Source organism: Streptomyces sp. HUAS MS02 (genome assembly GCF_055702265.1).
The window spans coordinates 6780967-6804714 of sequence record NZ_CM146747.1 but is presented as its reverse complement, the minus strand read 5'-3'; the positions used below and the strand labels follow the sequence as shown (position 1 = coordinate 6804714).

The following is a 23748-nucleotide window of genomic DNA, read 5'->3' as shown; positions in this document are numbered from 1 at the left end:
ACCGCCGAGCGAACGGATGAGTGCACAGATGAACAGCCGAAGCCACTCGGCCCGCGACGCCGTCGCCCTCCTGACGGACGACTTCACGGGACTCCCCACCCCGCACGGGGCCGCCGCCCCCGACGGCCCCCTCGGCTGGCCCGGTTACGACGCCTCCCGCGCCCGCGCCGCCGAGCGCACCGGGGAGGAGGAGTCGGTGGTGTGGGGGCGGGCGACCGTCGGAACCGCACAAACGGTCCTGATCTCCTTCGAGTTCGGCTTCCTCGGCGGCTCCCTCGGCGAACGCACCGGCGACCGCCTGGAAGCGGCCCACGTATATGCCCGTGAGCACCGCCTCCCGGTCGTCTCCCTGATCGCGACCGGTGGCAGCCGTATGCAGGAGGGCATGCGCGCCCTCACCCAACTCCAGCGCGTGGCACGCCAGTCGGCGTTGACGGGCGAGGCGGGACTGCCGCAGATCGCGGTCCTGCGCGACCCCACGACGGGCGGCGGCTGGGCCGCCCTCGGCGCCGCCGCCGACATCGTCCTGGCCCTCCCGGACGCCCAGGTGGGCTTCGCCGGCTCCCGGGTCCGCCCGCCGGACGCGGACCCGACGGCGTACACGGCGGAGTCCCAGCTCGCGGCGGGCTCGATCGACGCGGTGGTCCCCGCCACAGCCCTGCGCGACAGCCTGGCCCTCTATCTGACGCTCCTGACCGCCTCGTCCACAGAACCCGCGCCCCCACCCCACGCGCTCCCATCCCCCGCCGCTCCTCACGAGGGCCGCAGGCCCACGAGGGGCGCGGGGAACGGCGCGCCCAGCCCCCATGAGCCACCGGCCGCCGAGCAACCGAACCCCCCACCCCGACAGGCGCCCCTCCCCACCCTCCCCACCACAGGCTGGGACGCCGTACAACGCGCCCGCTCCCCCCACCGTCCCCGAGCCGAGGCCTATCTGGACGCCTACTTCACCCGCCGAGCCCCGCTGCGGGGTGACCGCGCCGGCGGCACCGACCCCGGCATGCTCTGCGGCTTCGGCGAACACGAGGGGCGGACCGTCGCCTACGCGGCCCAGTGCGGCACCCCGACCCGCCCGGCGGGCTACCGCACGGCCGCCCGCCTCATCCGCCTCGCCGACCGCCTCGGCATCCCCGTCCTGACCCTGGTGGACACCCCCGGCGCCGCGAACGACGCCGACGCCGAACGCCAGGGCGCGGGCCCCGCCATCGCCGCCCTCTTCACCACCGTCGCCACCGCCCGCACCCCCGTCACCACCCTCCTCATCGGCGAGGGCGGCTCCGGCGGCGCCCTCGCCCTGGCCGCCCCCAGCGACACCTGGGCCACCCCCGACTCCTACTTCTCGGTGATCGCCCCCGAACTGGCGGCCGCGATTCTCAAACGCCCGGGGGACCAGGTGCGGGCGACGGCCGACGAACTCCGCCTGCGACCGCAGGACCTGGTGGAACTGGGCGTCGTGCGCGGCATAGTCACCCCCGCGACGCCCCCCGTGAAGCCCCCCGCGACAACACCCGCACCCGACTGACGCGAAGAGGCGCGGCCGTCCCGCCCCACCGAACCACCCGTCCAGCCGCACCCCACCCGGCCCACCCCAACAGGCACCCCACCCCCGCCCCCCGCACGATGCAAAGGGAACCCGGAACCGCCGACCGGCGGCGGTCCGTACGGTCCGTGCTCTCGGGAGGATCCGCAATGACCGCGATGACCGCCAGTCTGGAGCAGCTGCGCCGCTGCCACTTCGGCGTCGACCTCGGGGCCGCGCGGACCCGGGTGTATGTGAAGGGGGCGGGCCTGGTCGTGGACCAGCCGAGCGTCGCCGCCGTGAACACCCGGACGGGCGCGCTGATCGCGGTCGGGGAGTTCGCGGAGAAGATGACGGGCCGTACGCCCGACTACATCCGGGTCGTGCGGCCCGTATCCGGCGGCACGGTCGTCGACATCGAGATGGCCCAGCGGATGCTGCGCCAGCTGCTGGGCGACCGGGTCCGCCGCAATCTGCGCCGCAAGCCCGTGCTGCGTGCCGCCGCCTGCACCCCGCACGGCGCGGACCCGCTCGCCCAACGCGCCACGATCGAGACCCTGGTGGGCCTCGGAGCCCGCCGGGTGGAACTGGTGGACACCCTCATCGCGGCGGCGGTCGGCTGCGGTCTGCCGGTGGAGCAGCCCGAAGCCACCATGATCATGGTGTGTGGTGCGGGTGCCACCGAACTCGCCGTCCTCTCCCTCGGCTCGGTCGTCAGCGCGGTACGCATCCCCGTCGGCGGCGAGACCATCGACCACGCGATCGTGCAGCATCTGCGCCTGCGCCACGAACTGACGCTGCCGAGCCAGTCCGTACGGCCGCTCCAGCTGGCCCTGTCGGGCAACGGCCTCACCCCGCACGGCCCCACCTCCACCGAGATCCACGGCCTGGACGTGGCGACGGGGCTGGCCCGTTCCGTCCAGGTGGACACCGCCGCCGTACGGGACGCCATCCAGACCCCCCTCACCGCCGTGGTCGACGGCATCGGCAAGGTGCTCCGCGACTGCCCGCCCGACCTGGTGGCCGACCTCGCCGACCGGGGCATCATGATGGTCGGCGGCAGCGCCCTGCTCCCCGGCTTCGACCAGATGCTGCGCCACGCCACCGGCATGCCGGTCCACATCGCCGAACGCCCCGACGTCTGCGCCGCGCTCGGTGTCGGCGCCATGCTCGACGGCCGGATCGAACCCATCAGCCTGGACCCGGTGGGCGACTGACCGACACGTCCCGGCCGCCGCACCGGCCCCCACCGGCCCGCACCGGCACGCGCCACAGACAGCCCCACCCCTCCCTCGCCCCTCCCCCTACGAACAGTTCTCCGAACATGCCCACGAGCGGCAGCACCCGGGGCACACGAGGGCGGTCGGCACCACGTCGGTCACCCGATCGTCGCCCCCGTGAGCCCATGACGCCCCACCGAACGCCCGTACGTGTCGTTCTCGCCGAAGTCCCTCGCCGCTAGGGTTACTTGGAGAAACACGGCCAGGGAGGTGAGCGCGCGGATGCCAGGGCCCGTGACCCGGATCGGTATCACCGGACACCGGGAGATCCCGGAGGCCGCCCTGTCCGCCGTCCGCTCGGGCATCCGGGCGGAGTTACGCGGCCGCCCCTCCACCACCCGGGCCCTCAGCAGTCTCGCCGCCGGCGCCGATCAGCTCTTCGCGGAGATCGCCCTGGAGAGCGGCCTCCAGCTCACGGCCGTGATCCCCGGCATGGACTACGAGACCCACCTCGGCGACGACCAGGTCCGCGGCGCCTACCGCCGCCTCCTCAAATGCTGTGCCGAACGCGAGCAACTGCCGTACGAGCGCACCCACGAGGAGGCGTACTACGCGGCCGGCCGCTACATCGTCGACCACACCGACCGCATGATCGCCGTCTGGGACGGCGCCCCGGCCCGCGGCCTGGGCGGCACGGCCGACATCGTCGACTACGCACGCCTCACGGGCGTCCCGGTGACGGTCCTGTGGAGCCCCGGCGTACGCCGCGCCTGACCAGCCTCCCGCCTCCGCCCGGCGTGTCCGCCACCCCGTCAGGAGCCGAACCGCACCAGCCAGTCCGTGTGCTGCGGCGACACCAGCCGCTCCGCCTCCGCGACCGCGTCGGCCCACCCGTCCTCGGTGACGGTGGTGATCATGGTGACGCGGTGTGTGTCCAGGTCCTGCTCCACCAGCTTGTGGGCGTACGTGAGCGGGCGGTGCCGTCGCACCTCCTGCCAGGCGACGCCGGCCGCGGCGGCGGCACTGAGGACACCGGTCGGGTCCCAGCGGCTGCCGATCACCCCGGTGGCCCGCGCGACGGCGGTGGCCAGAGCCAGCGCGGTCAAGGTGGTGGTGACGCCCGACCAGCGCACGGACGCCTGGTGCGCCTCCCCGGCCTTGCCGCGATACCAGGCCAGCTGTTGCAGGACCCGGTCACGGAGGTAGATGTCGCGCCGGGTGGCGAACGCCTTGGCGCGCACCGCACGCATCATCGGCGTGATCTGTCCGAGCCCGAGTTCGGTGACGGTCTCGCGCGGGTCCTGCCACCCGACCTTGCGCAGCTCGCTGAGCCGTAGCTCAAGCCGTTCGGCGAACAGCGCCTCGGGGTTGACGAGCCGTGAGTGGAAGGGCCCGCCGTGCACCATGAACTGCCAGGCCAGCGACTTGACCACCTCGGCCGCCGCCCTGTGCGCCTGCCACTGCGCCCGCGCCCGCCGACGGGACACGTACAGACCGATCACGAACGTCAGGGCGTACAGCACGGCCGCGACGGCCGAGGGCACCCGGCTCCCGACCCGCTCGGCCAGCGAAGCGGTCGCGGTCGCGAGCAGCAGGACGACCAGTTGCATCCGGACGACCTTGAAGCTTTCACCCTGATGGGTCACCGCCTTCTCATCGCACACCTGGAACAACGGGGACAGATCACGATCACTCACCGTAGTGCTGGGGCCGGGCGTCACAGCCATGCAGACCTCAATACGGATACCGGGAAGCCGACGGAACGGTCATGCTCTCGTCAATCTTGAATTCGCGCCAGGCCGCCTGTCGGAGAACACGGCCGGGCGCAGGCACCCTTTACCGTCGGAGGCGTGCGTGGTAAAGGGCGTGCATGATAGAACCATGCCCTACAGTGTCGTCCGAACCTCAATGACCAGGCCCTTGCCACGGGATCTCGTCGGCCAGGGGCTGATGACGCATTGGTCTCCTGAGGAGGACGAGAAATCCATGAACGTACCGGGCACGAAGCCGATCCGCCGACCGGGCGCGACTCGACCGGCTACCAAGCGGACGGCCACACTCGCGACGATCGACACGCGTGAGCCCCGCGTCCAGCGGTTCACCGGTCGTGTGACCGAGGTTCGCGAGTCGCGCCCCGCGGGAGCGGGCGAGTTCAACTCGTCCATCTGACTCCCGAGCACGACATCCGAGACCCCAACCTTCTTGATCAACAAGGGCGTTGGGGTCTCGCGCCGCCTCCACGGGGACGCGTCGGCGCGTACACTTCCGGAAAGTGACGGACTTCCGCGGCCAGCGACCGATCCAGCAACTGGTCCTCAAGGTGCACAGCCGCTGCGACCTGGCATGCGACCACTGCTACGTGTACGAACACGCCGACCAGAGCTGGCGTGGGCGGCCGGTGGTGATCGCCGAGGAGACCCTCGGCCAAGTGGCTCGCCGCCTCGCCGAATACGCGGTCGAGAGCGAACTGGAATCCGTCGCCGTGATTCTGCACGGTGGAGAACCGCTTCTCGCCGGTCCGGCCCGGCTACGGCACATGTGCGCGGAACTCACCCGCGTATTGGCGCCGGTCACGACATTGGACCTGCGCATTCATACGAATGGCGTACAGCTGAACAAGCGGCACCTGGAAGTGTTCCGGGAATTCGGTGTGAAGGTCGGAATTTCACTCGACGGTGACCGGGTGGCCAACGACCGCCATCGGCTGGACCGTCGCGGTCGCAGCAGCTACGACCGGGTGTTGCGCGCGATCGGGCTCCTCCGCCTGCCGGAGTACCGGGACCTGTTCCAGGGCCTGCTGTGCACGGTGGACGTGGCCAATGACCCGGTCGCGGTGCACGACGCCCTGACCGCCCTGGAACCGCCCCGCGTGGACTACCTCCTCCCCCATTCGACGTGGGAGAGCCCTCCGCCCGGACACGGCAGGGGAACGCCCTACGCCGACTGGCTGCTGAAGGTCTTCGACCGCTGGGAGGAGCAGGGACGCCCCATGCCGGTCAGAACCTTCGACTCGGTGCTCAGCACCCTGCGCGGCGGCCCCAGCCTCACCGAGGCGCTGGGCCTCGCCCCGTCCGACCTGGCGGTGATCGAGACCGACGGCACCTTCGAACAGGCCGACAGCCTCAAGACCGCCTACGAGGGCGCACCCGCCACCGGCTACGACGTCTTCCGGCACGGCTTCGCCGAGTTCGCCGAGCACCCCGGCGTCCGGGCCCGCCAGCTCGGCATCGCGGGCGTCAGCGAGACCTGCCGCCGCTGCCCGGTCGTCACGTCCTGCGGCGGCGGCCTCTACGCCCACCGGTACAGCGGCGAGCGAGGCTTCGACAACCCCTCCGTGTTCTGCTCCGACCTGCGGGGCCTGGTCGAGGGCGTCGCCGAGCGGATCACCGAGCGCGCGCTGCACCCGGCGGTCACGGACACCGGCAGCCTCCGGCTGGCCCAACTGGAGCTGAACCGGAGCCTGTTGGCCAGGGTGAACACCGAGCTGTCCGGTCACCCCGACTGGGCCACGACCTGGGACCTGCTGGTCGAGCTGGACTCCGACGCCGTCACCGCGCCCCACCTCGACACCGTTCTCGCCCACCCGTATCTGCGTACCGTGCTGCTGCGCGCCCTGGAGGGGCACGCCGACCTCGCGCGGCTGGCGGCGACGGCCTCGGCGGCCGCCGTGCTCGCGGAGCGGGAAGCAACCCTCACCTGGTGGCAGCAGGACCGGGACCTGTACCTCCCGACCCTCGGGACCCTGCGCCTCTCGGCACCCGGACGGGTCGAGTGCGCGATCACGGCGGACGGCCTCCAGGTGACCGGAACGGACCAGGAGGGCGGTGAACTGCACGTCGAATGGCGCCCGTTGAAGTCGCTGAAGCCCACCGGCGGGCCGGCGCTCCTCATCGACGACGCCGACCCGTACCGCGACTGCTACCCGGCACCGGCCGCGGCCCCGCTGAACCCCAGCGACCTGGCGCTCTTCACCAAACGGCTGCGCGCCGCGTACGACGCGCCGGACGCACACGATCCGAGCCCACGGCCGACCCCGAACGTCTCCCTCTGCACCACGATCACCCCCCTCGCGGCAGGCACCGGCCTGCTGCCGGGAACGGACACACCGGGCGCCCTGGGGGTGGCCGTCGACTTCGAGCCCGAGGAACTGGCACGCGAACTGCCCCTGCTGCTGCGGCGGTCCAGGCTCGCCGCCCTGCGGCAGGTCGCGGACCTGAACGTGCCCGGCACCGGCGCCGGACGGCTCCTCGACGAGGCGAGCGAGGCCATCGGCCGGGCCACCGTGTCGACCGACCGGGCCGCCCGCACCGAGGAACTGCTCCACGCCCGACACACCCTGGACCGGCTCGGCGCCCTGCCCGATGCCCAACTCACCGAGAGTGGAGTTCACTTGGCAGAGGAACTACGAAGAGAATGGGTGACGCTGCATGGCTGACGCCACTCGACCGCAGGGCCTGGCGGCCCGTCTCCGCGACGACCTGGCCGAGTGGGGCGTCCGCGCCGGAGGCGTCCTGATGGTGCACTCCTCACTGAGCGGCACCGGCCTCGCCCCCGTCGCCGTACGCGACGCGCTGCTGAGCGCCCTGGGCCCCGACGGCACACTCGTCGTCCCCGCGTTCACCCCGGAGAACTCCGACACCTCCCGCGAGTACCAGGCGTTCACGGAGGGCATGTCCGAGCGGGAGAAGGCCGAGTTCCGGGCGGGGATGCTGCCGTTCGAGAAGGACGCCACGCCCTGTCCGTCCATGGGCGCGCTCGCCGAGTGCGTGCGGAGCACACCGGGGGCCGTGCGCAGCGCCCACCCCCAGACCTCCTTCGCCGCCCTCGGCCCGCGCGCGGCGGAACTGCTCGCCGACCACGATCCGCGCTGCCATCTCGGTGAGCGGTCCCCGATGGCCACGCTCTACGCGGCGGACGCCCAGATACTCCTGCTGCGTGTGGGGTTCGAGGTGTGCACCGCTTTCCACCTCGCCGAGTACCGGACCAGCCCGCCCCCGCCGACGCGGACGTACCGCTGTGTGCTGGAGGAGAAGGGCAACTGGTTCGAGTACGAGGATCTCGCCCTGTTCGACGGGGACTTCGGGGAGATCGGGGCGCAGCTGCCGCGTGAGCTCATCCGGGTGCGGGAATGCGCGGGGAAGCCCGTCCTCCTCCTGGACATGCGAGCCGCTGTCGACACCGCTGCTCTGCTCATGTCCGGATATCGCTGACAAATGACGTGAAACAAGCCATGCGGTCACGGGGGTGGTCGGGCACATTGTTGGTTCCGGCCAGATGACTCTCCGGCGGGGGAACAGAGGGCATCGACAGGCGGGGGGCGCGTGAACAGACATGTACGAGGGCGAGGCGCACCGGACAACCGGCCCTACTTCTTTCTGAGCTATGCCCACACCCCGTCCGGCCCCGACAGCGGGGACCCGGACCACTGGGTGTACACGCTCTACAAGGATCTGTGCGCCGACATCCTGGCCATCACCGATCTGCCGGCGGGTACGCCCGCGGGCTTCATGGACCGGGAGATGCGCTCGGGAGAGGGCTGGCCCGTCCGGCTCAGCGACAACCTGGCGCACTGCCGGGTGTTCGTGCCGCTGTACTCCCCGCGGTACTTCAGCAGCGAGGCCTGCGGCCGGGAGTGGTTCGCGTTCAGCGACCGCATACGCCAGGCCAGGGACGCCGGGGCCGGCGACATCCCGGCGATCGTGCCGGTGCTGTGGAGTCGCGTCGGCATGGACCGGCTGCCCGAGTCCGTGCGCCACCTCCAGGTGGAGCGGAACGCGTTCGGGGAGCGCTATCTGGACCACGGGATCTACGGGTTGATCAAACTCAAGCGGCTGCGGGACGAGTACGACGAGACGGTGTTCACGCTCGCCCAGCGCATCGTGCAGGTCGCCGAGGAGTCGCCGCTGCCGTCGAGCACCCCGAGGCCCTTCGAGTCCACGCCGAGTGCCTTCGCTCCCCCGGGGGACGGACCCCGCCGTATCCATCTGACCGTGGCGGCACCCGCCCGTCATCGGGTGCCGGAGTCCCGGAAGAACGGCCGCTACGGCGAGAGCTCCCTGCAGTGGAACCCCTACGGCGAGGAGACTCCCCGGCCCATCGCCACACTGGCGGAGGAACTGATCCGGTCGCTGGACTACCGGATCACCGTGTCCGACTTCGACAACGAGGATCCGACCACCGACGAACTGGCGGCCGGCGGGTCCGACGAGCACCCCGGGGCCGAGGAGCCCGAGCCCGGCCACCCCGCGATCCTGCTGGTCGACTGCTGGGCGGTCCTCGACGAGGACCGGCGGCGCAGGCTCAAGGCGTTCGACGCCAACGCCCGCCCCTGGGTCGGCGCGATCGTCCCCTGGAACCACAACGACGAGGAGTGTCACGGCGCGGAAGGACGACAGGTCAAGGCGAAGCTGGAACGCACCCTCCCCCTGATCCTGGAGCGGGGGCGCCGGACCGACTGCCGGATCGCGGCCAACGGCGTGCCCTCGCTCCAGGTGTTCGCCGACGTGCTGCCGGCTCTGGCGGCGCACACGACCCGGCAGTACCTCAGGCACGCGCAGGCGCATCCGCCCGAGGGCCCACAGTTGCCACAGCCCCGTCTCATGGGCCCCACCTACCCGCAGCAGCCCGCCGCGGGTTCCGATCACGGAGGAGAAGCATGACGGCCGGGGAGCGTGGACGGATCATCACCTTCTATTCGTACAAGGGTGGTACGGGCCGCACGATGGCCCTGGCCAACACGGCGTGGATCCTCGCCGCGAACGGCAAACGGGTCCTGACGGTCGACTGGGACCTGGAGGCCCCGGGTCTGCACCGCTTCTTCGAACCGTTCCTGGACCCCAACGTGCTCGCCGCCACCTCGGGCGTGATCGACATCATCACCGAGTACTGCTGGGCCGCGACCACCGGCGGGCCTCGGTCGGGGCCCTGGCACCGGGAGTACGCCCGTGTCGAGGACCACGCCATCTCGCTCGCGCCCGAGCGCCTCAACCTGGCTTTCCCGAAGGGCGGTTCGCTCGACTTCCTGTCGGCCGGGCGGCAGAACCGCGAGTACTCGGCGACCGTGTCGTCCTTCGAGTGGGACAACTTCTACGAGCGGCTGGGCGGGGGCCTGTTCCTGGACACGCTCCGCGAGGACATGAAGGCGTCCTACGACTACGTCCTCATCGACAGCCGGACGGGACTGTCCGACAACGCGGACATCTGCACCATCCAGATGCCCGACGTGCTGGTGGACTGCTTCACCCTCAGCGGCCAGGCCCTGGACGGCGCGGCCGCCGTGGCGCACAGCGCCCAGAAGGGGTACGGCAAGCGGTGGATCCGGGTGCTGCCCGTCCCGATGCGGGTCGACGAGGCCGAGAAGGAGAAGGCCGACGCGGGACGGGCCCTGGCCCGGCTGAAGTTCGAGGGGTTACCGAAAGGGGCCGACCGCCAGGATCTGGCGCCCGAGGAACTGAACGCGTACTGGGGCAAGGTCGAGATCCCCTACCGCCCCTATTACGCCTACGAGGAGACCCTCGCGACCGTCGGCGACAAGAGCGGCAACGCGAACTCCCTGCTGTCCGCCTTCGAACGGCTGACCTCGGTGCTCTCCGACGACGAGGTCACCACACTGCCGCCCGTACCGGAACAGGTGCGGCTGCGCTGTCTGGAGGCGTTCACCCGGCAGCTGCCGCAGACGCAGGCCGTGGAGGTCCTGGTGGTCCACGCGGCGGAGAACCGTATGTGGGCCGAGTGGGTGGAGGGCGTGCTCAAGCGGTCCGGCTGCCGAGTCACCCTGCACGACGTGGCCCTCGGGCCTCCGGAGCCCCCGGCCCCGGACACCCGCGTCCTGCTGCTGCTGTCGCACGCCTTCGACAAGTCCCGGCACGCGGGCAGAGTCCGCCAGGCCCTCACCACCGCCGCACCGAACGCCCCGACCGCCCTGCCGGCCCTGGCCCGCGTCGAGGAGGTCCGGCCGACCGGCGCCTACACCGAGGTGGTGGACCTGCACCGGCTCGGCGAGGCGGACGGCGCCGACGGACTGCACGAGATCCTGCGGCTGCGGGCCGAGCCCGGGGCCCCCGCCGGGTCGGACCCCAGGTTCCCGGGCCGGGCACCCGACATCTGGGACGCGCCCCAGCGCAACACCACCTTCACCGGCCGGAGCGTGATCCTCGACCAGCTCCGTGAACAGCTCCGCGGCGGCATCTCCGTCGTACTGCCGCGCCCCCAGGCGCTCTTCGGGCTCGGCGGTGTCGGCAAGACCCAGGTGGCGTTGGAGTACGTGCACCGCTTCATGGCCGATTACGACCTGGTGTGGTGGATCTCCGCCGAGCACATCGACAACGTGGTGGCCTCGCTCGCCGAACTCGGTGCCCGGATCGGCGCCCCCGGTGGCGAGGACATGGCGCTGGCCTGCCAGGAGGCCGTACGCATGCTGGGCCGGGGGGTGCCCACCAAGCGCTGGCTGCTGGTCTTCGACAACGCGGACACCCCCGAGGAGCTCACCCGCTTCTTCCCCACGGGTGGCGGCGGGCACATCCTCGTCACCTCCCGGAACCAGGCGTGGGCGCAGCAGGGCGCGTCACTGCCCGTCGACGTGTTCCTCCGCCAGGAGAGCGTGGAGCACCTCTCCCTGCGGGCACCCGGCCTCAGCCCCGAGGAGGCCGACCGGGTGGCGGAAGCCGTGGGCGATCTCCCGCTCGCCGTGGAACAGGCGGCGGCCTGGCTCGCCGAGACGGCCACTCCGGTCGAGGAGTACCTCAGCGAGCTCGCCGAACAGACCACCCATGTGCTCGACCTCAACCAGCCCACGGACTACCCCACTACGGTGGCCGCGACCTGGAACATCTCCATCGCCCGGCTGCAGGAACGTTCTCCTGCCTCGGTGCGGCTGCTGCAGCTGTGCGCGTTCATGGCCCCCGAGCCGATATCGTCCCGCCTGCTCTACAGCAAGGAGATGCGGGACGAGCTGCGCAAGGTGGACCCCGCCTTCCAGGAGAGCCTGATGGTGGGCCGGGCCATCAGCGAGATCGCCCGGCTCGCCCTCGCGAAGGTCGACCAGGTCAGCAACAGCGTCCAGATCCACCGGCTGGTGCAGGCCGTCATCCGTTCCCAGCTCACCGAGGAGGAGCAGCGCCACGCCCGGCACGTCGTGCACACCGTGCTCGCGGGTGCGCGGCCCGACGACGACGAACCCACGGACAATCCCGAGGACTGGCCGCGGTTCGAGGTGATATGGCCCCATCTGCGCGCCTCGGACATCCGTAACTGCGTGGAGTCGGAGCCTCGCCGGCTCCTCATCGACCGCGTCCGGTACATGTGGAAGCGCGGGGACTTCCCCGGCGCCCAGCGGCTCGCCGACGACCTGCTGGCGCACTGGAAGCCCGAACTGGGCGAGAACCACCGGCAGTACCTCTATCTCCGCTGCCAACTCGCCAACGTGCTGCGCTCGCAGGGGCGTTATGTCGAGGCCGAGGAGATCGACCGGGACCTGCTGGACCGTCAGCGCCGGGTGCTGGGGCCCTCGGACGCCCACACGTACATCACCACGTCGTCCCTCGCCAGTGACTACGCGGCCCTGGGCGAGTACAGCAAGGCGGAGAAGCTGGCCCGCGAGGCACGGGAGGGCTTCAGCCGCACCTTCTACCCCTCGCACCCCCGGACACTGAGCGCGGCGAACAACCTGGCGCTGGCCCTGCGCATGGTCGGGCGCTACGACGACGCGCGGGACATCGACCAGGACACCTACCTCCGCCGCAGGGACGTTCTCGGCCCCGACCACCCCTACACCCTGTCGTCGGCCTCCAGTCTCGGCCGGGACCTGCGTGAGGTGGGCCACTACACCGAGTCGGTCACCCTGCTGTCGGGGGCCTACGAGGCGCACAAGCGGGTGCTCGGCAAGGACTTCCCCGGCACGCTCAGCTGCGCGAAGTCGCTGGCCGTGTCGCTGAGGCGGGCGGGCGAGTTCAAGGACGCGCACCGCCTGACGCAGGCGACCCGGGACCAGTACCACGCGCAGTACGACGCCCACACCCCCGACTCGCTCGCCTGCGACCTGAACCTGGCGGCCGACCTGTACGCCGCCGACAAGAGGGAGGAGGCGCGCCGGATCGCGCTGGAGGCGCTGGCCGAGTACCGGAAGGTACCGGGTGAGGAGCATCCGTACACCCAGGCCGCGCTGAACAACCTGGGCATCTACCACTGGGCCTGCGGCGACGCGGAAGAGGCGGAGAAGGTCTTCCTGCGGGTGATGCTCCGCATGGTCGAGGTGCTGGGCGACCATCATCCCCACACGCTCTTCTGCCGCACCAACTACGCCAACGTGCTGGCCGAGCAGGGCCGCGCGGAGGAGGCGTGGGTGCTGGAGGAGCCCTCACGTGAGGCCCTGACGGAGATGCTCGGTGAACACCATCCGGAGGCCCTGGCCGTGGTCGCCAACTCCACGCTGACGCTGCGCGCACTGGGCCGGGTGTCGGAGGCGGACCGGCTGCGCGAGGCGGTCGTAGCCGAACTCGCCAAGCTCAGAAGGCAGTTGGGCGAGGGCAGCGGTGTCACCCAGCTGGTGGCGCAGGGCCGGCGGGTCTACCGCGATCTGGAACCACTTGCGGTGTGACGGCCCGTGCACGGGGCCGCGCGCAGGTAGGTCAGACCGGCGGGGCCAGGGACAGCAGCGTGCCCCGCAGGAGCCAGCTGAGGACCTCCGGCAGGGCGCGGAGCGAGGCGAAGTGGGCGGCGGCGGGTTCGAGGACGGCGGTGGCGCGGGGGACGCGGTCGGCCAGCCAGGAGGAGTGGGCGGCCGGGGAGAAGACGTCCTTCGCGCCGTACCAGAACAGCACCGGCACCCGTATCTCGCCGGGCTCGAACCCCCAGGGGGAGGTCAGCGCGAGGGCGTCGTCGATCCATCCGTACGGTGAAGTCCGCACCGCCTCCTGGTAGTTGCGCAGCAGCATCGCCCGGATGCCGTTGTCGGAGACGATGAGCCGGTCCTCGTCGGTGAGGTCGTCGCGCAGTTGCTCCAGCAGCCGCGCGGGATCGGAGCGGATCGCCGCGGAGCGCGGGATCAGCCGGGCGGTGAAGCCCTGGGGGTCGGTGTGCGCGGAATGGAACTCATGGACGTTGGAGGGGGCCATGCCGGCGTACCAGTCGAGTCCGGCGGCGTCCTGCGGCGCCAACGTCACCAGCGCCGCCGCCCGTGTCACCCGGTGCGGCAGCAGTGCCGCGCAGGCCAGGGCGTGCGGGGCGCCGCCGGAGCGGCCCACCACGGCGAAGCGGTCCACGCCCAGCGCGTCGGCGACGACGGTCACGTCCTCGACGGCGTCGACGACCCGGCGGCCGGGTCTGCGGTCGGATCCTCCGTACCCCGGGCGGTCGTAGCTGATGAGCCGGGTCCCCCGCTGGTAGAGGAACATCGGCCGGGGCCGTGGGCCGACGCGGCTGCCGGGCATGCCGTGGAACAGGAAGACGGGCCGCCCGGCGGGATCCCCCGAGCACTCGACCCTCAGCAACCGCCCGTCGGGCGCCCGGACATGGGTCGGTGCCCGTGCCAGGTCATACACAGCGCTCCCCCTCCCTCGGCCCGAGGGCCGAGAACACGCTGCCGGAAGATTTCCCGGCCGCCCACCCCACGAAACGAACCGCGCCGGCGCTCCTCTCCCCCGGGGACGGGCACGCGTGCGTGCGGCTCGCACCCCACAAGCACCATGCCCGACGCGTGTCTTGACTTCACCATGCCTTCACGTCAGATTCGAGGCTCCGCACACAGCCCGGGGCGTACGGGAGCGTTGCCGCCGGGGGATCAGCACCGCCACCCGTCCCTTCGCGAGGCTGGAGCGTCCTGCATGTCCATGAGCGCGGATCCTGAGAGACGTACGGGGGCCGAGGCGGGCCCGAGTCGGCGGCGGGTGCTGGGGACGGCCGCGGGCGCGGGGGCCGCGATCGCCGCGGGCGGTGGGCTCGCGGGGACCGCCGTCGCCGCCGCACCGCCCCTGCTCGGCACCTACGACGTGGTCGTCGTCGGTTCCGGCGCGGCCGGGATGACCGCCGCGCTCACGGCGGCCAAGCAGGGGCTGAGTTGTGTCGTCGTGGAGAAGGCGCCGACCTTCGGCGGGTCGGCGGCGCGCTCGGGCGCCGGGATCTGGCTGCCGAACAACAGCGTGATCAAGGCGGCGGGGGTGCCGGACACCCCGGCCAAGGCGGCGCAGTACCTCGCGGCCGTGGTCGGGGACGACGTGCCCGCCGACCGGCAGAAGGCGTTCCTCGACCACGGGCCCGCGATGCTGTCGTTCGTCATGGCGAACAGCCCGCTGAGGTTCCGCTGGATGGAGGGGTACAGCGACTACTACCCCGAACTGCCGGGCGGGCTGGCGAACGGGCGGTCCATCGAGCCGGACCAGTTCGACGGCAATCTGCTGGGGGCCGAGCTGGCGCGGCTGAATCCCGCCTATCTGGCCACCCCGGCCGGGATGGTGGTGTTCAGCGCCGACTACAAGTGGCTGGCGCTGACCGTCGTGAGCGCGAAGGGGCTGGCCGTCGCCGCCGAGTGCCTCGCCCGGGGCACGAAGGCCGCCCTGCTCGGGCAGAAGCCGCTCACCATGGGGCAGGCGCTGGCGGGCGGACTGCGGGCCGGGCTGCTCGGCGCCGACGTCCCCGTGTGGCTCGACACCCCGCTGACCGACCTGTACACGGAGAGCGGGGCCGTGAAGGGAGTGGTCGTCAGCAGGAACGGCTCCCCCGGGCTCGTCCGCGCCCGCCGCGGCGTCATCGTGGGCTCCGGCGGCTTCGAGCACAACGCGGCCATGCGGGCGCAGTACCAGGAGCAGCCCGTCGGGACCCGGTGGACGGTGGGGGCCAAGGAGAACACCGGCGACGGGATACGGGCCGGTCAGCGCGCCGGTGCCGATGTCGCGCTGATGGACGACGCCTGGTGGGGGCCGGCCGTCGACACCCCGGGCCAGGCCTGGTTCTGTCTCGCCGAACGCACGCTGCCCGGTGGGCTGTTGGTCAACGGGGCCGGTGCGCGGTTCGTCAACGAGGCGGGCCCGTACAGCGATGTCGTCCACACGATGTACGAGCAGGACACCTCGTCCGCCTCCCACATCCCGGCCTGGCTGATCGTCGACCAGAACTACCGCAACCGGTACCTGTTCAAGGACATCGCGCCGACCTTCCCGTTCCCCGACGAGTGGTACGACGCCGGGGCCGTCCACAGGGCGTGGACGCTCGACGCGCTGGCCGGCGCGATCGGCGTACCGGCCGCCGCGCTCCGCTCCACCGTCGACCGCTTCAACTCCCTTGCCCGGCAAGGGGACGACACGGACTTCGGGCGCGGCGACAGCGTGTACGACCACTACTACACGGACCCGTCCGTGCGGCCCAACTCCTGCCTGGCACCCCTGTGGTTGCCGCCCTACTACGCCCTGCGCATCGTCCCGGGCGACCTCGGCACCAAGGGCGGGCTCCTCACCGACGCCCGCGCCCGTGTCCTGCGCCCGGACGGCACGGTGATCCCCGGCCTCTACGCGGCGGGCAACGCCAGCGCGGCCGTGATGGGCCGCAGTTACGCGGGCGCCGGGTCGACGATCGGACCGGCGATGACCTTCGGGTACGTGGCCGCACTGGACATCGCCGGGAAGCTCTAGCCGCGCGCTAGGGGACGGCGGCGTCGAGCCTGAGGTCGATCCACGGGATCGTGTCGCCGTCCAGCAGATAGCGCTCGGTCTCCACGAAACCGTGGTCGAGCGCGAACCGCAGGCCGTCCTCGTTGGATGCCAGGACGCAGGTCTCGATCGCCCGGGCGCCCAGTTCCCGCGCCCGCCGCACGGCCCGTTCGTACAGCTGCTCGCCGAACCCCCGGCGCCGGTGTTCGGCGAGCACGCGCGCGATCACCGTGGCCGTGGCGCCGTCCCCCTCGGGCGGCCGGACGGTGGAGTTGCCGACGAGGACGCCGTCGACGTACGCGAGTTCGAGGTGGTTGCGTACGGCGCGCTCGCGGACGTCGTCGAGGGAGAGCAGGTGGGCCGGGATGATCGCGTTGTGGACGTGCCGCCAGGCTTCGAGTTCCCCGTCCCCGGCCGCACCGTCCACCCGTCTGATGTCGAGGTCGGTCACGGCGTCAGCCTAGACAGAGTCCTGGAGCCGGGACATCGACTTTCCCCGCCTACGCGTTACGCGTCGAGAAGCGCGTACGCCCGCACCGGGAACGCGCCCATGCCCTCGACGGCCGGGGGCGCGGCGAGGAGGCCGGTGGGGGCGGGGCGGGTGCGGTCGCCGGTGTCGTCGATGTCGAGGGTGTCGGCGGTGTCGAGGGTGTCGAGGGTGTCCGCCCCGACGAGGACGGACACCCTGCTCCCCCAGCCAGGCCACGGCGTGCCGCCCGGTCGACGGCTCGGCCGCGGTCGGCCACACCGTCGACGCGCACGGCGACTTCTTCGAGGTCGATCAACCCGTCGAGCGGGTCGACCCGGCGTGCTCCCGTACGCCGGCCTCGCTCGCCGTCCCGGCCTCGCGCTCGGCCCGCTCGGCTTCCTTCTTGGCGAACCCCCGCCGACCCGGCAGGACCGCGAGGACGATCAGCGTTCCGGCGGCCATGATGACGCCGCCGACGAGGCTGGTCTGGGCGACGCCGTGGGCGAACGCCTGGTGGACGGCGTCCACGAGGGCCTGGGCCTGCTGAGGACCCACGGACGGTTCCTGGGCGACGCGCTCGGCGACGGCCAGGCCACCCCCCACCGAGTCCTTGGCCGTCTCCATCGCCTCGGCCGGCAGCCGGTTGCCGACCAGGTCGGTCAGTTCGTCCCGGTAGGCCGTGCCCAGCAGCGAGCCCAGCACCGCGATACCGAGCGCACCGCCCAGCTCCAGCGCGGTGTCGTTGGCACCGCCGCCGACACCCAGCTCGGACTCGGGGAAGGAGTCCATGATCGTGTCGGTCGCCGGGGAGACGCTCAGCCCGATCGCGAAGCCCAGCATCATCATCGGCGTCAGGAAGTCGCCGTACGTCGAACCCTCGTCGATCCGGGTCAGCAGGAACACCCCCGCCGTGCCGATGACCATGCCGGTCACGACCATCGCCTTCACGCCCAGCCGCGGGGTCAGCTTCCCGGTCGCCAGGGCCCCGAGGAACACCGCCCCGGCCAGCGGCAGCAGCCGTACACCCGTCTCGAGCGCGTCGTAGCCGAGGACGAACTGCAGGAACTGGGTCGAGTAGTAGATCGCGCCGAACGTACCGAAGAAGAAGAACAGCACCGCGAGCATCGAGCCGCTGAAGGGCCGCAGCGTGAACTTGCGGACGTCCAGCATCGGGTGCGGGTGCCGCAGCTCCCAGGCGACGAACGCGACCAGGCCGGCACCGGCGACCACCGCCGCGGTGACGGGGCCGGCGCCCCAGCCGAAGTGCGGGCCCTCGATGGCCGCGTAGACCAGGGAACCGACGGAGACGATCGACAGCAGACCACCGACGTAGTCGATCCGGCCCATGCCCTCCGCCTTCGACGGCGGCACCAGGGCGAGCGCGCCGACGACGGCGACGACGGCGATCGGCACGTTGATCAGGAAGGTCGAGCCCCAGGCATGGTCCTCCAGCAGCCAGCCGGCGACCAGCGGTCCGACGGCTATCGCCAGGCCGGAGGTCGCGGTCCAGGCGGTGATGGCCTTGACGCGCTCGCTCCGGGGGAAGGTCGCGACCAGCAGGGACAGCGTGGCCGGCATCACGACCGCGGCACCGACGCCCATGATCGCGCGGGCCGCGATGACCAGCGAGGTCTCGTCGACCATGCTCCCCATCACCGAACCACCCGCGAAGACCAGCAGCCCCAGGACCAGCGCGCCGCGCCGGCTGTACTTGTCGCCGATCGCGCCCAGCACCAGCATCAGCGCCGCGTACGGGACGGTGTAGCCGTCGACGACCCACTGCAGATCGCTGCTGCTCAGGCCCAGGTCCGTGGTCATGTCGGGGGCGGCGACGATCAGCGACGTGTTCGCCATCACCACGATCAGCAGGCTCAGGCACAGCACGAGCAGCGCCCACCAGCGCCGTGTGTACGGACCGGTCATCTTCTCCACGGGGGTGTTCGCGAGGAAGGGCATCGGAAGCTCCTAAGGGGACGGGACGACGAACGGAAGCACTTAATTGCTCATCGATGTGCAGACTATTTTATTGCCCGTTGCTGTGCAACTATTGCAGTGGACCCCCTCCTTCCACCCGCTCCCGAGGTACCGCTGTGACGACCCGCCCAGCACCGCCGCCACCGCCGCCACCGCCGCCACCGGCAACGGCACCGATACGCCCCCGTGCTCACGCCCCGGCCCGGGCTCCCGCCGCACAGCGCCGTGACGCGCGCGCCACCCGCGCCCGGATCCTTGAGGCCGCCCGGCGTCAACTGGCCCGCGACCCCGACAGCCGCCTGGAGGACATCGCCGCTGCCGCCGGTGTGGCCCGGCGCACCGTGTACGTCCACTTCGCCGGCCGCGCCGCGCTCGTGGAGGGCCTGGCCGCCGAGGCCGCGGAGGCGATCCGGCTCGCGGTCACGGGCACCCCCGCGGCGACCGCCGACGCCGCCGCCGACCTCGCGCGATGCGTCCTCACGCTGTGGCCCGTCGGCGACCGCTACCGCACCCTCATCCGGCTGGCCCGCGGCCACGACCTCCTCCCCGCCCGCGCCGACGAACTACTGGCCCCCGCCCGCGACTTGGTCACGGCGGTCCTCGCCCACGGCCGCCGACAGGGGGTCTTCCAGGCGACCGTCCCGCCCGCCCCGCTCGGCCGAGTCATCGAGTCCCAGCTGCTGACCCTGCTCGACTGCGTGAGCCGCGGCATCTGGTCCGACGACGGCACCGGCGCCGCCACCGCCGCCCTGATCGCCGCCGGAGTCGCCCCCGACGCCGCCGCCGCGAAGGTCGCCCACGTACGCGGGACCGGGTCGCCCCCGAGCCCCTTCTGAAACCCCGGGGCCGCGCCCCGCTCGCACCCGCCGGGGCCGACCGCCTTCCGCCCGGCCGACCCGAGCCGGCGGTAGGCCGGGGCAGACCTCGCCGGCCGCGGCCGCGCGCATCGCCGACGCGACCTCCTCGACCACGGCACTCGCCCACTTCTCCAGCACGCCGGCCGCGATGAGGGCGGTCGTGGCGATGCGGTGCCCGTCGTCCTCCAGTGCCCCGGTGTTGACGGACTCCAGCAGGGCTACGTGCATCGCCTCCGGTCCGGCGCTCTCCGGCGCTCCGCACGGCGGGCGGCAGCTGGGAGTTGGAAGACACCGTCCCGCTGCCCGCGCTCCAGGATCCCGGTGGCGGCCTCACGGGCCGCCGCGAGCGCTTCGGCGACGCGTTCGGAGCCAAGTGCCCCCGCCCACAGGGCATTTCGTGACGTCTATGGGCGAGCGGGACCAGGCTATGGCAGGCACCCCCCACCGCCCACTGAGGCCACCGCTACAACGGGTCACAACATGGCCACACAGGGGTTGCCTCACCCCCACCACGCGCACGATGCTGCCTCATAACCGCCTCACAGGGAGCCCCATGCGCCGCACCGCAACCGTCCTGATCGCCGCCGGCCTGTTCCTCGTCGCCTGCGGCACCAGCGACGACACGACCGCCTCGACGCCCAGCAGCACCGCCCCCACGGGGGACGAGGCACGCTACGACGAGATCTGGAACGCCCGGAGCCCCGGGATGCAGGCGACGGTGTGCAAGCTGCTGGTGGCGGACGACGCGAAGGGCGCCGGCGATCTGCTGCGCGAAGCCCTCGACGACTCGTCGGTGGACCTGGACGCGCTGACCGCGTACATAGACGACGAGAAGTGCTGAGAAGTGCCGGCCGCTCGCTTCGGCGCCCGCGCCCCCGGCACGTGTGACGGTCCGTCGCCCGGCGGACGGGCCGTCACACGTGACTCCGCGATGCTCGCTCTCACCAGGCCGGAGCAGGCATCGACGTAGGCGGCCAGGGTGTCGAACTCACTGCGCTCCGGCCGCCCCTTCTCGCGAAGGCCGACCGGAGTACCGGCCTCTACTTCTGGTCGATGGGCAGTGCCAGGTCTGTGACCCGGTACTTCTTCGGGAAGGCGCCCTGGTCGGTTGCCCTGCCGTTGAGTACGTTCACGCTGTACAGGCGGTGGACACCGCCGGTGGCGATGGCCGCGTAGCCCCGGTTCGCCCCGGTGACGGGGTTGTGGTGGATGTCGAAGCCGGCGTCGCGGGCCGCGTCGGTGCCGAGGTTGCCGGTGGGGGCGAGGGTGCCGGCGTTGGCCGGTGACTGGAGGGAGATCCGGTCCAGGGTGGTGTCGAGGTCGAACAGGGTGGTCGCGGTCGCCGGGGCGAGGTCGTTGTTGGTGTAGGCGGCGCCGGTCACGCCGGTGGCGGTGGACGGCGGCGTGGTCGGGTTGGTCAGGACGCCGTCGACCGTCGTGGTGAGCGGGGCCGCGGGGTCGTCGATGTTGTGCCGTAGGTTCTGCCCGGTGTCGGAGATGACCCGGAGTCGGTTGGCCGCGGGGTTGAAGTCGACGCCGAACGCGGTGCCGGAGAGCGCGACGGTCAGCCGGGAGACCTTCCTGGCTTTGGCGTTGCCGGTGTCGAGCGTATAGATGCCGCCCTTGTCTCCGACGCCGTAGAGCCTCTCGTTCTGGACCCGGAAGTCGATCCCGACGAGCCTGGTGTCGCCGGTGAGTCCGGAAACCCTGCCCAGTGACCAGGCGCCGGCGGGCCGGTCGACATGGAACTCCACCAGGCGCTGGTCGCCGGTCAGACCGATGGCGCTCGGTCCGGCGTGCCAGGCCACGGTCGGGGTCTCGCCGGACGCGAGCGCGGGCCCGGCGCACGAGGCGGCGAGCAGGAGCCCGACGGCCGCGACAGTACGTTTACGCATGTTCACTCCCAGAGGTGGAACGCCCCGGACGGGACCGTCGAGGCTCTGCCGGAATCCGTCGCCCCACACCGTGCGGATGGGCACCCGCCTCGAATGACACCCGTACGGCCCATGGCCCGCCTCCGCGGCCGTCACACACAGGACCCGTCCGCACGGCCGGGCGGAGAGCCCTGAGTCGTACGGACGGGTCCCGGTGTCAGCGGCCACGGACGCCCTTGGGCGCCTGCCTCACCGGACGGCTCGTGAAGGACGCGGTGGCCTCAGCCGTTGACGCACGTGTTGCCGAACGTGGGGTTGAGCAGCCCGATGACGCTGACGGTGTTGCCGCAGACATTGACCGGAACGTTGACCGGCACCTGGACGACGTTGCCCGACACGACCCCGGGAGAGCCGACGGCCGCGCCCTGCGCGCCGCTGTCGGCCGACGCGACGGCCGCACCGGCCAGGACGACGGCACCGGCGACGGCGCACGCCGCGGAGTACGTGATGACGCGAGACTTCATGGGGACCTCTTCTTCGGTCGACGTTCGACGTCGGCGGCCACAGGCCGACGAGTCCGCCGCACGGTGCGACGGCCACGGTTGATCCGGGCACGCGACCGGCGTGGATTGCCGCGGCCCGCGTGAGTCACTCGAAGGGGGCGGCGGGGACGAGCCCACGGGCGAGCGGTGAACAGGCATACGAGTGTGGTGGCCACGATGCGGGCACCCGGCGCTTCCCGAACCGCCCACCTGCGTTTATCTCGGCAGGGACACCAATCCGCCGCCCCACCGGGATCGGATTACGTCCGGAGAAGTCCCAGGCGTGGAGGCCGTCAGTGAAAGAAGCCGTACACATCGGTAGAAACCCCTCGAACGAGCCGGACCTGGAGGAGCTCGTGAGCTCTGTCGCGCTGGGGGACGACACCGCGTTCGCCTCCGTGTACGACGCCGTCGCCGGCCCGGTCCTGGGAGTCGTGCGGGCGGTACTGCGCGACCAGGCCCAGTCGGAGGAGGTGGCACAGGAGGTCCTGGTGGAGGTGTGGCGCACCGCCCCCCGATACCGCCGTGACCGGGGGACCGCCATCAACTGGATCCTCACACTGGCGCACCGTCGGGCGGTGGACCGGGTGCGTTCGGTGGAGGCCGCGGGCATCCGGGACCACAAGGCCGCCCTGCTGGAGCGGACGCCCGAGTACGACGAGGTCACCGAGCAGGTCGAGGCACGGCTGGAGCGCGAACAGGTACGGCGCTGTCTGCGCACGCTGACCGAGATCCAGCACCAGGCCGTCACCCTGGCCTACTACCGCGGGCTGTCCTACCGCCAGGTGGCGGAGGCGCTGTCGCTTCCGCTCGGCACGGTGAAGACCCGCTTGCGGGACGGACTCATCCGGCTGCGCGACTGCCTGGGAGTGACGGCGTGACGACCACCGATCCGCACCTGATGACAGGCGCCTACGCCCTGCACGCACTGCCCGACAGGGAACGCGACGCGTTCGAGCGGCACCTCTCCGGCTGCGAGGCGTGCGCGCGGGAGACGGCCGAACTGGCCGCCACCGCGGCCCGGCTGGGACTCGCCTCGTCGGTGACGCCGCCGGCGGCGCTGCGCGAGCGGGTTCTGCGGCGGATCACCACCGTCCGGCAGGAGGGACCGGGCGGACCGGTCCAGGCCGCCCGGGGCCGGACGAGGCTGCGGGCCCGTCTGCTGTCGCGGTGGACGCTGGCCGCCTGCTTCGTGGCCGCGGCGGCGCTCGGCGGGACGACGGTGTGGCAGCACGAGCGGGCCGAGGACGCACTGAGCCGGGCGCAGCGGGCCGAGCAGGGGACGGAGGAGATCGCCGGCGTACTGGCCGCACCGGACGCCAGGACCGAGGCCGCCGCGCTGCCGGGGGGCGCCACCGGCGCGGTGGTGGTCTCCCGCAGCCGGGACAAGGCCGTGTTTCTGGCCTCCGGGATGACCGGCCCCCCGCGCGGCAAGGTCTACCAGCTGTGGTTCGACGACGGCGGCACCATGCGGTCGGCCGGCCTGATGGACCCCGGTCGCGCCGACCAGGCCGTGCTGATGCGAGGCGCCGTGGGCACGGCGACGGGCATGGGCATCACCGTCGAACCCGGCGGCGGCTCGAAGCAACCCACCTCGGCCCCGCTCGCCCTGATGACCCTCCCGGCCTGAGCGGCGCGAGAACCCGGCCCGTGGCC

At 72.0% G+C, this 23748-nt stretch carries 19 protein-coding genes; 12 read left to right on the top strand and 7 right to left on the bottom strand.

Annotated features, from left to right (window positions below; all coding sequences use genetic code 11):
- Positions 1-28 precede the first annotated feature (28 nt).
- From ACZ9QC_RS29295 to ACZ9QC_RS29285, 3 genes are all read left to right on the top strand, one after another.
- Positions 29-1522: a carboxyl transferase domain-containing protein gene (locus tag ACZ9QC_RS29295; protein ID WP_472915848.1), complete on the top strand. Its 1494-nt coding sequence runs from the start codon at positions 29-31 to the stop codon at positions 1520-1522.
- Positions 1523-1698: 176 nt separating this feature from the next.
- The gene (locus ACZ9QC_RS29290) at positions 1699-2736 is read left to right on the top strand and encodes a rod shape-determining protein (protein ID WP_467333557.1); all 1038 of its coding nucleotides are present in this window, start codon (positions 1699-1701) and stop codon (positions 2734-2736) included.
- A 285-nt stretch (positions 2737-3021) separates the two neighbouring features.
- Complete coding sequence (locus ACZ9QC_RS29285; protein WP_472915847.1) at positions 3022-3513, top strand: hypothetical protein; 492 nt, start codon at positions 3022-3024, stop codon at positions 3511-3513.
- A gap of 38 nt (positions 3514-3551) precedes the next feature.
- On the opposite strand, the gene ACZ9QC_RS29280 is transcribed toward ACZ9QC_RS29285, so the two are convergent.
- Positions 3552-4466 carry a DUF4231 domain-containing protein gene (locus tag ACZ9QC_RS29280; protein WP_472915846.1) on the bottom strand — a complete coding sequence of 305 codons (915 nt, stop codon included), beginning with the start codon at positions 4464-4466 and terminating at the stop codon, positions 3552-3554.
- Between the two features lie 545 nt (positions 4467-5011).
- Here ACZ9QC_RS29280 and fxsBH point away from each other — a divergent pair.
- From fxsBH to fxsT, 4 genes are all read left to right on the top strand, one after another.
- Positions 5012-7174, top strand: coding sequence for a radical SAM/SPASM protein FxsBH, inactivated beta-hydroxylase extension form (gene fxsBH, locus ACZ9QC_RS29275; RefSeq protein ID WP_472915845.1), 2163 nt, complete (start codon positions 5012-5014; stop codon positions 7172-7174).
- Entirely contained in the window at positions 7167-7949 is a 783-nt protein-coding gene (locus ACZ9QC_RS29270; protein ID WP_472915844.1) for an AAC(3) family N-acetyltransferase, read from the top strand. The genes fxsBH and ACZ9QC_RS29270 overlap by 8 nt, the downstream gene beginning before the upstream one ends.
- Before the next feature lie 111 nt (positions 7950-8060).
- Positions 8061-9398, top strand: a complete 1338-nt coding sequence (locus ACZ9QC_RS29265; RefSeq protein ID WP_472915843.1) for a TIR-like protein FxsC — start codon at positions 8061-8063, stop codon at positions 9396-9398.
- Positions 9395-13333 carry an FxSxx-COOH system tetratricopeptide repeat protein gene (fxsT, locus tag ACZ9QC_RS29260; protein WP_472915842.1) on the top strand — a complete coding sequence of 1313 codons (3939 nt, stop codon included), beginning with the start codon at positions 9395-9397 and terminating at the stop codon, positions 13331-13333. The genes ACZ9QC_RS29265 and fxsT overlap by 4 nt, the downstream gene beginning before the upstream one ends.
- A gap of 31 nt (positions 13334-13364) precedes the next feature.
- Here fxsT and ACZ9QC_RS29255 read toward each other — a convergent pair whose 3' ends face one another.
- Positions 13365-14276, bottom strand: a complete 912-nt coding sequence (locus ACZ9QC_RS29255) for an alpha/beta fold hydrolase (protein ID WP_472915841.1) — start codon at positions 14274-14276, stop codon at positions 13365-13367.
- A 288-nt stretch (positions 14277-14564) separates the two neighbouring features.
- Between ACZ9QC_RS29255 and kstD the strand changes: the two genes are divergently transcribed.
- Entirely contained in the window at positions 14565-16358 is a 1794-nt protein-coding gene (kstD, locus tag ACZ9QC_RS29250) for a 3-oxosteroid 1-dehydrogenase (RefSeq protein WP_472915840.1), read from the top strand.
- 7 nt (positions 16359-16365) lie between these two features.
- Here kstD and ACZ9QC_RS29245 read toward each other — a convergent pair whose 3' ends face one another.
- From ACZ9QC_RS29245 to ACZ9QC_RS29235, 3 genes are all read right to left on the bottom strand, one after another.
- A complete protein-coding gene (locus ACZ9QC_RS29245; protein WP_472915839.1) occupies positions 16366-16827 on the bottom strand; it encodes a GNAT family N-acetyltransferase in 462 nt (153 codons plus the stop codon).
- A gap of 56 nt (positions 16828-16883) precedes the next feature.
- Complete coding sequence (locus ACZ9QC_RS29240; protein ID WP_472915838.1) at positions 16884-17060, bottom strand: hypothetical protein; 177 nt, start codon at positions 17058-17060, stop codon at positions 16884-16886.
- Positions 17061-17157: 97 nt separating this feature from the next.
- Positions 17158-18801: an MFS transporter gene (locus ACZ9QC_RS29235; protein WP_472915837.1), complete on the bottom strand. Its 1644-nt coding sequence runs from the start codon at positions 18799-18801 to the stop codon at positions 17158-17160.
- 134 nt (positions 18802-18935) lie between these two features.
- Between ACZ9QC_RS29235 and ACZ9QC_RS29230 the strand changes: the two genes are divergently transcribed.
- Complete coding sequence (locus ACZ9QC_RS29230; RefSeq protein WP_472915836.1) at positions 18936-19655, top strand: TetR/AcrR family transcriptional regulator; 720 nt, start codon at positions 18936-18938, stop codon at positions 19653-19655.
- 574 nt (positions 19656-20229) lie between these two features.
- Positions 20230-20517: a hypothetical protein gene (locus ACZ9QC_RS29225; protein ID WP_472915835.1), complete on the top strand. Its 288-nt coding sequence runs from the start codon at positions 20230-20232 to the stop codon at positions 20515-20517.
- A gap of 199 nt (positions 20518-20716) precedes the next feature.
- Here the strand turns inward: ACZ9QC_RS29225 and ACZ9QC_RS29220 are convergent, their stop codons facing one another.
- Both ACZ9QC_RS29220 and ACZ9QC_RS29215 read right to left on the bottom strand, forming a co-directional pair.
- Positions 20717-21571, bottom strand: coding sequence for a DUF4394 domain-containing protein (locus ACZ9QC_RS29220; RefSeq protein WP_472915834.1), 855 nt, complete (start codon positions 21569-21571; stop codon positions 20717-20719).
- Positions 21572-21831: 260 nt separating this feature from the next.
- Positions 21832-22074 (bottom strand): chaplin, encoded by a 243-nt coding sequence (locus ACZ9QC_RS29215; RefSeq protein WP_472915833.1) that lies wholly within the window; start codon positions 22072-22074, stop codon positions 21832-21834.
- A 314-nt stretch (positions 22075-22388) separates the two neighbouring features.
- Here ACZ9QC_RS29215 and ACZ9QC_RS29210 point away from each other — a divergent pair, with 314 nt between their 5' ends.
- Together ACZ9QC_RS29210 and ACZ9QC_RS29205 are read left to right on the top strand one after the other, a co-directional pair.
- The gene (locus tag ACZ9QC_RS29210; protein WP_472915832.1) at positions 22389-22973 is read left to right on the top strand and encodes a sigma-70 family RNA polymerase sigma factor; all 585 of its coding nucleotides are present in this window, start codon (positions 22389-22391) and stop codon (positions 22971-22973) included.
- A complete protein-coding gene (locus ACZ9QC_RS29205; RefSeq protein WP_472915831.1) occupies positions 22970-23722 on the top strand; it encodes an anti-sigma factor in 753 nt (250 codons plus the stop codon). Before ACZ9QC_RS29210 ends, ACZ9QC_RS29205 begins: the two co-directional genes overlap by 4 nt.
- Positions 23723-23748 lie beyond the last annotated feature (26 nt).

Bases quoted from the DNA above. Each gene is read 5' to 3' on its own strand.
- ACZ9QC_RS29295 (WP_472915848.1), top strand. From the start codon at position 29: ATGAACAGCCGAAGCCACTCGGCCCGCGACGCCGTCGCCCTCCTGACG.
- ACZ9QC_RS29270 (WP_472915844.1), top strand. From the start codon at position 7,167: ATGGCTGACGCCACTCGACCGCAGGGCCTGGCGGCCCGTCTCCGCGAC.
- ACZ9QC_RS29285 (WP_472915847.1), top strand. From the start codon at position 3,022: ATGCCAGGGCCCGTGACCCGGATCGGTATCACCGGACACCGGGAGATC.
- kstD (WP_472915840.1), top strand. From the start codon at position 14,565: ATGAGCGCGGATCCTGAGAGACGTACGGGGGCCGAGGCGGGCCCGAGT.
- fxsT (WP_472915842.1), top strand. From the start codon at position 9,395: ATGACGGCCGGGGAGCGTGGACGGATCATCACCTTCTATTCGTACAAG.
- ACZ9QC_RS29280 (WP_472915846.1), bottom strand. From the start codon at position 4,466: ATGGCTGTGACGCCCGGCCCCAGCACTACGGTGAGTGATCGTGATCTG.
- ACZ9QC_RS29235 (WP_472915837.1), bottom strand. From the start codon at position 18,801: ATGCCCTTCCTCGCGAACACCCCCGTGGAGAAGATGACCGGTCCGTAC.
- ACZ9QC_RS29225 (WP_472915835.1), top strand. From the start codon at position 20,230: ATGCGCCGCACCGCAACCGTCCTGATCGCCGCCGGCCTGTTCCTCGTC.
- ACZ9QC_RS29215 (WP_472915833.1), bottom strand. From the start codon at position 22,074: ATGAAGTCTCGCGTCATCACGTACTCCGCGGCGTGCGCCGTCGCCGGT.
- ACZ9QC_RS29290 (WP_467333557.1), top strand. From the start codon at position 1,699: ATGACCGCCAGTCTGGAGCAGCTGCGCCGCTGCCACTTCGGCGTCGAC.
- ACZ9QC_RS29220 (WP_472915834.1), bottom strand. From the start codon at position 21,571: ATGCGTAAACGTACTGTCGCGGCCGTCGGGCTCCTGCTCGCCGCCTCG.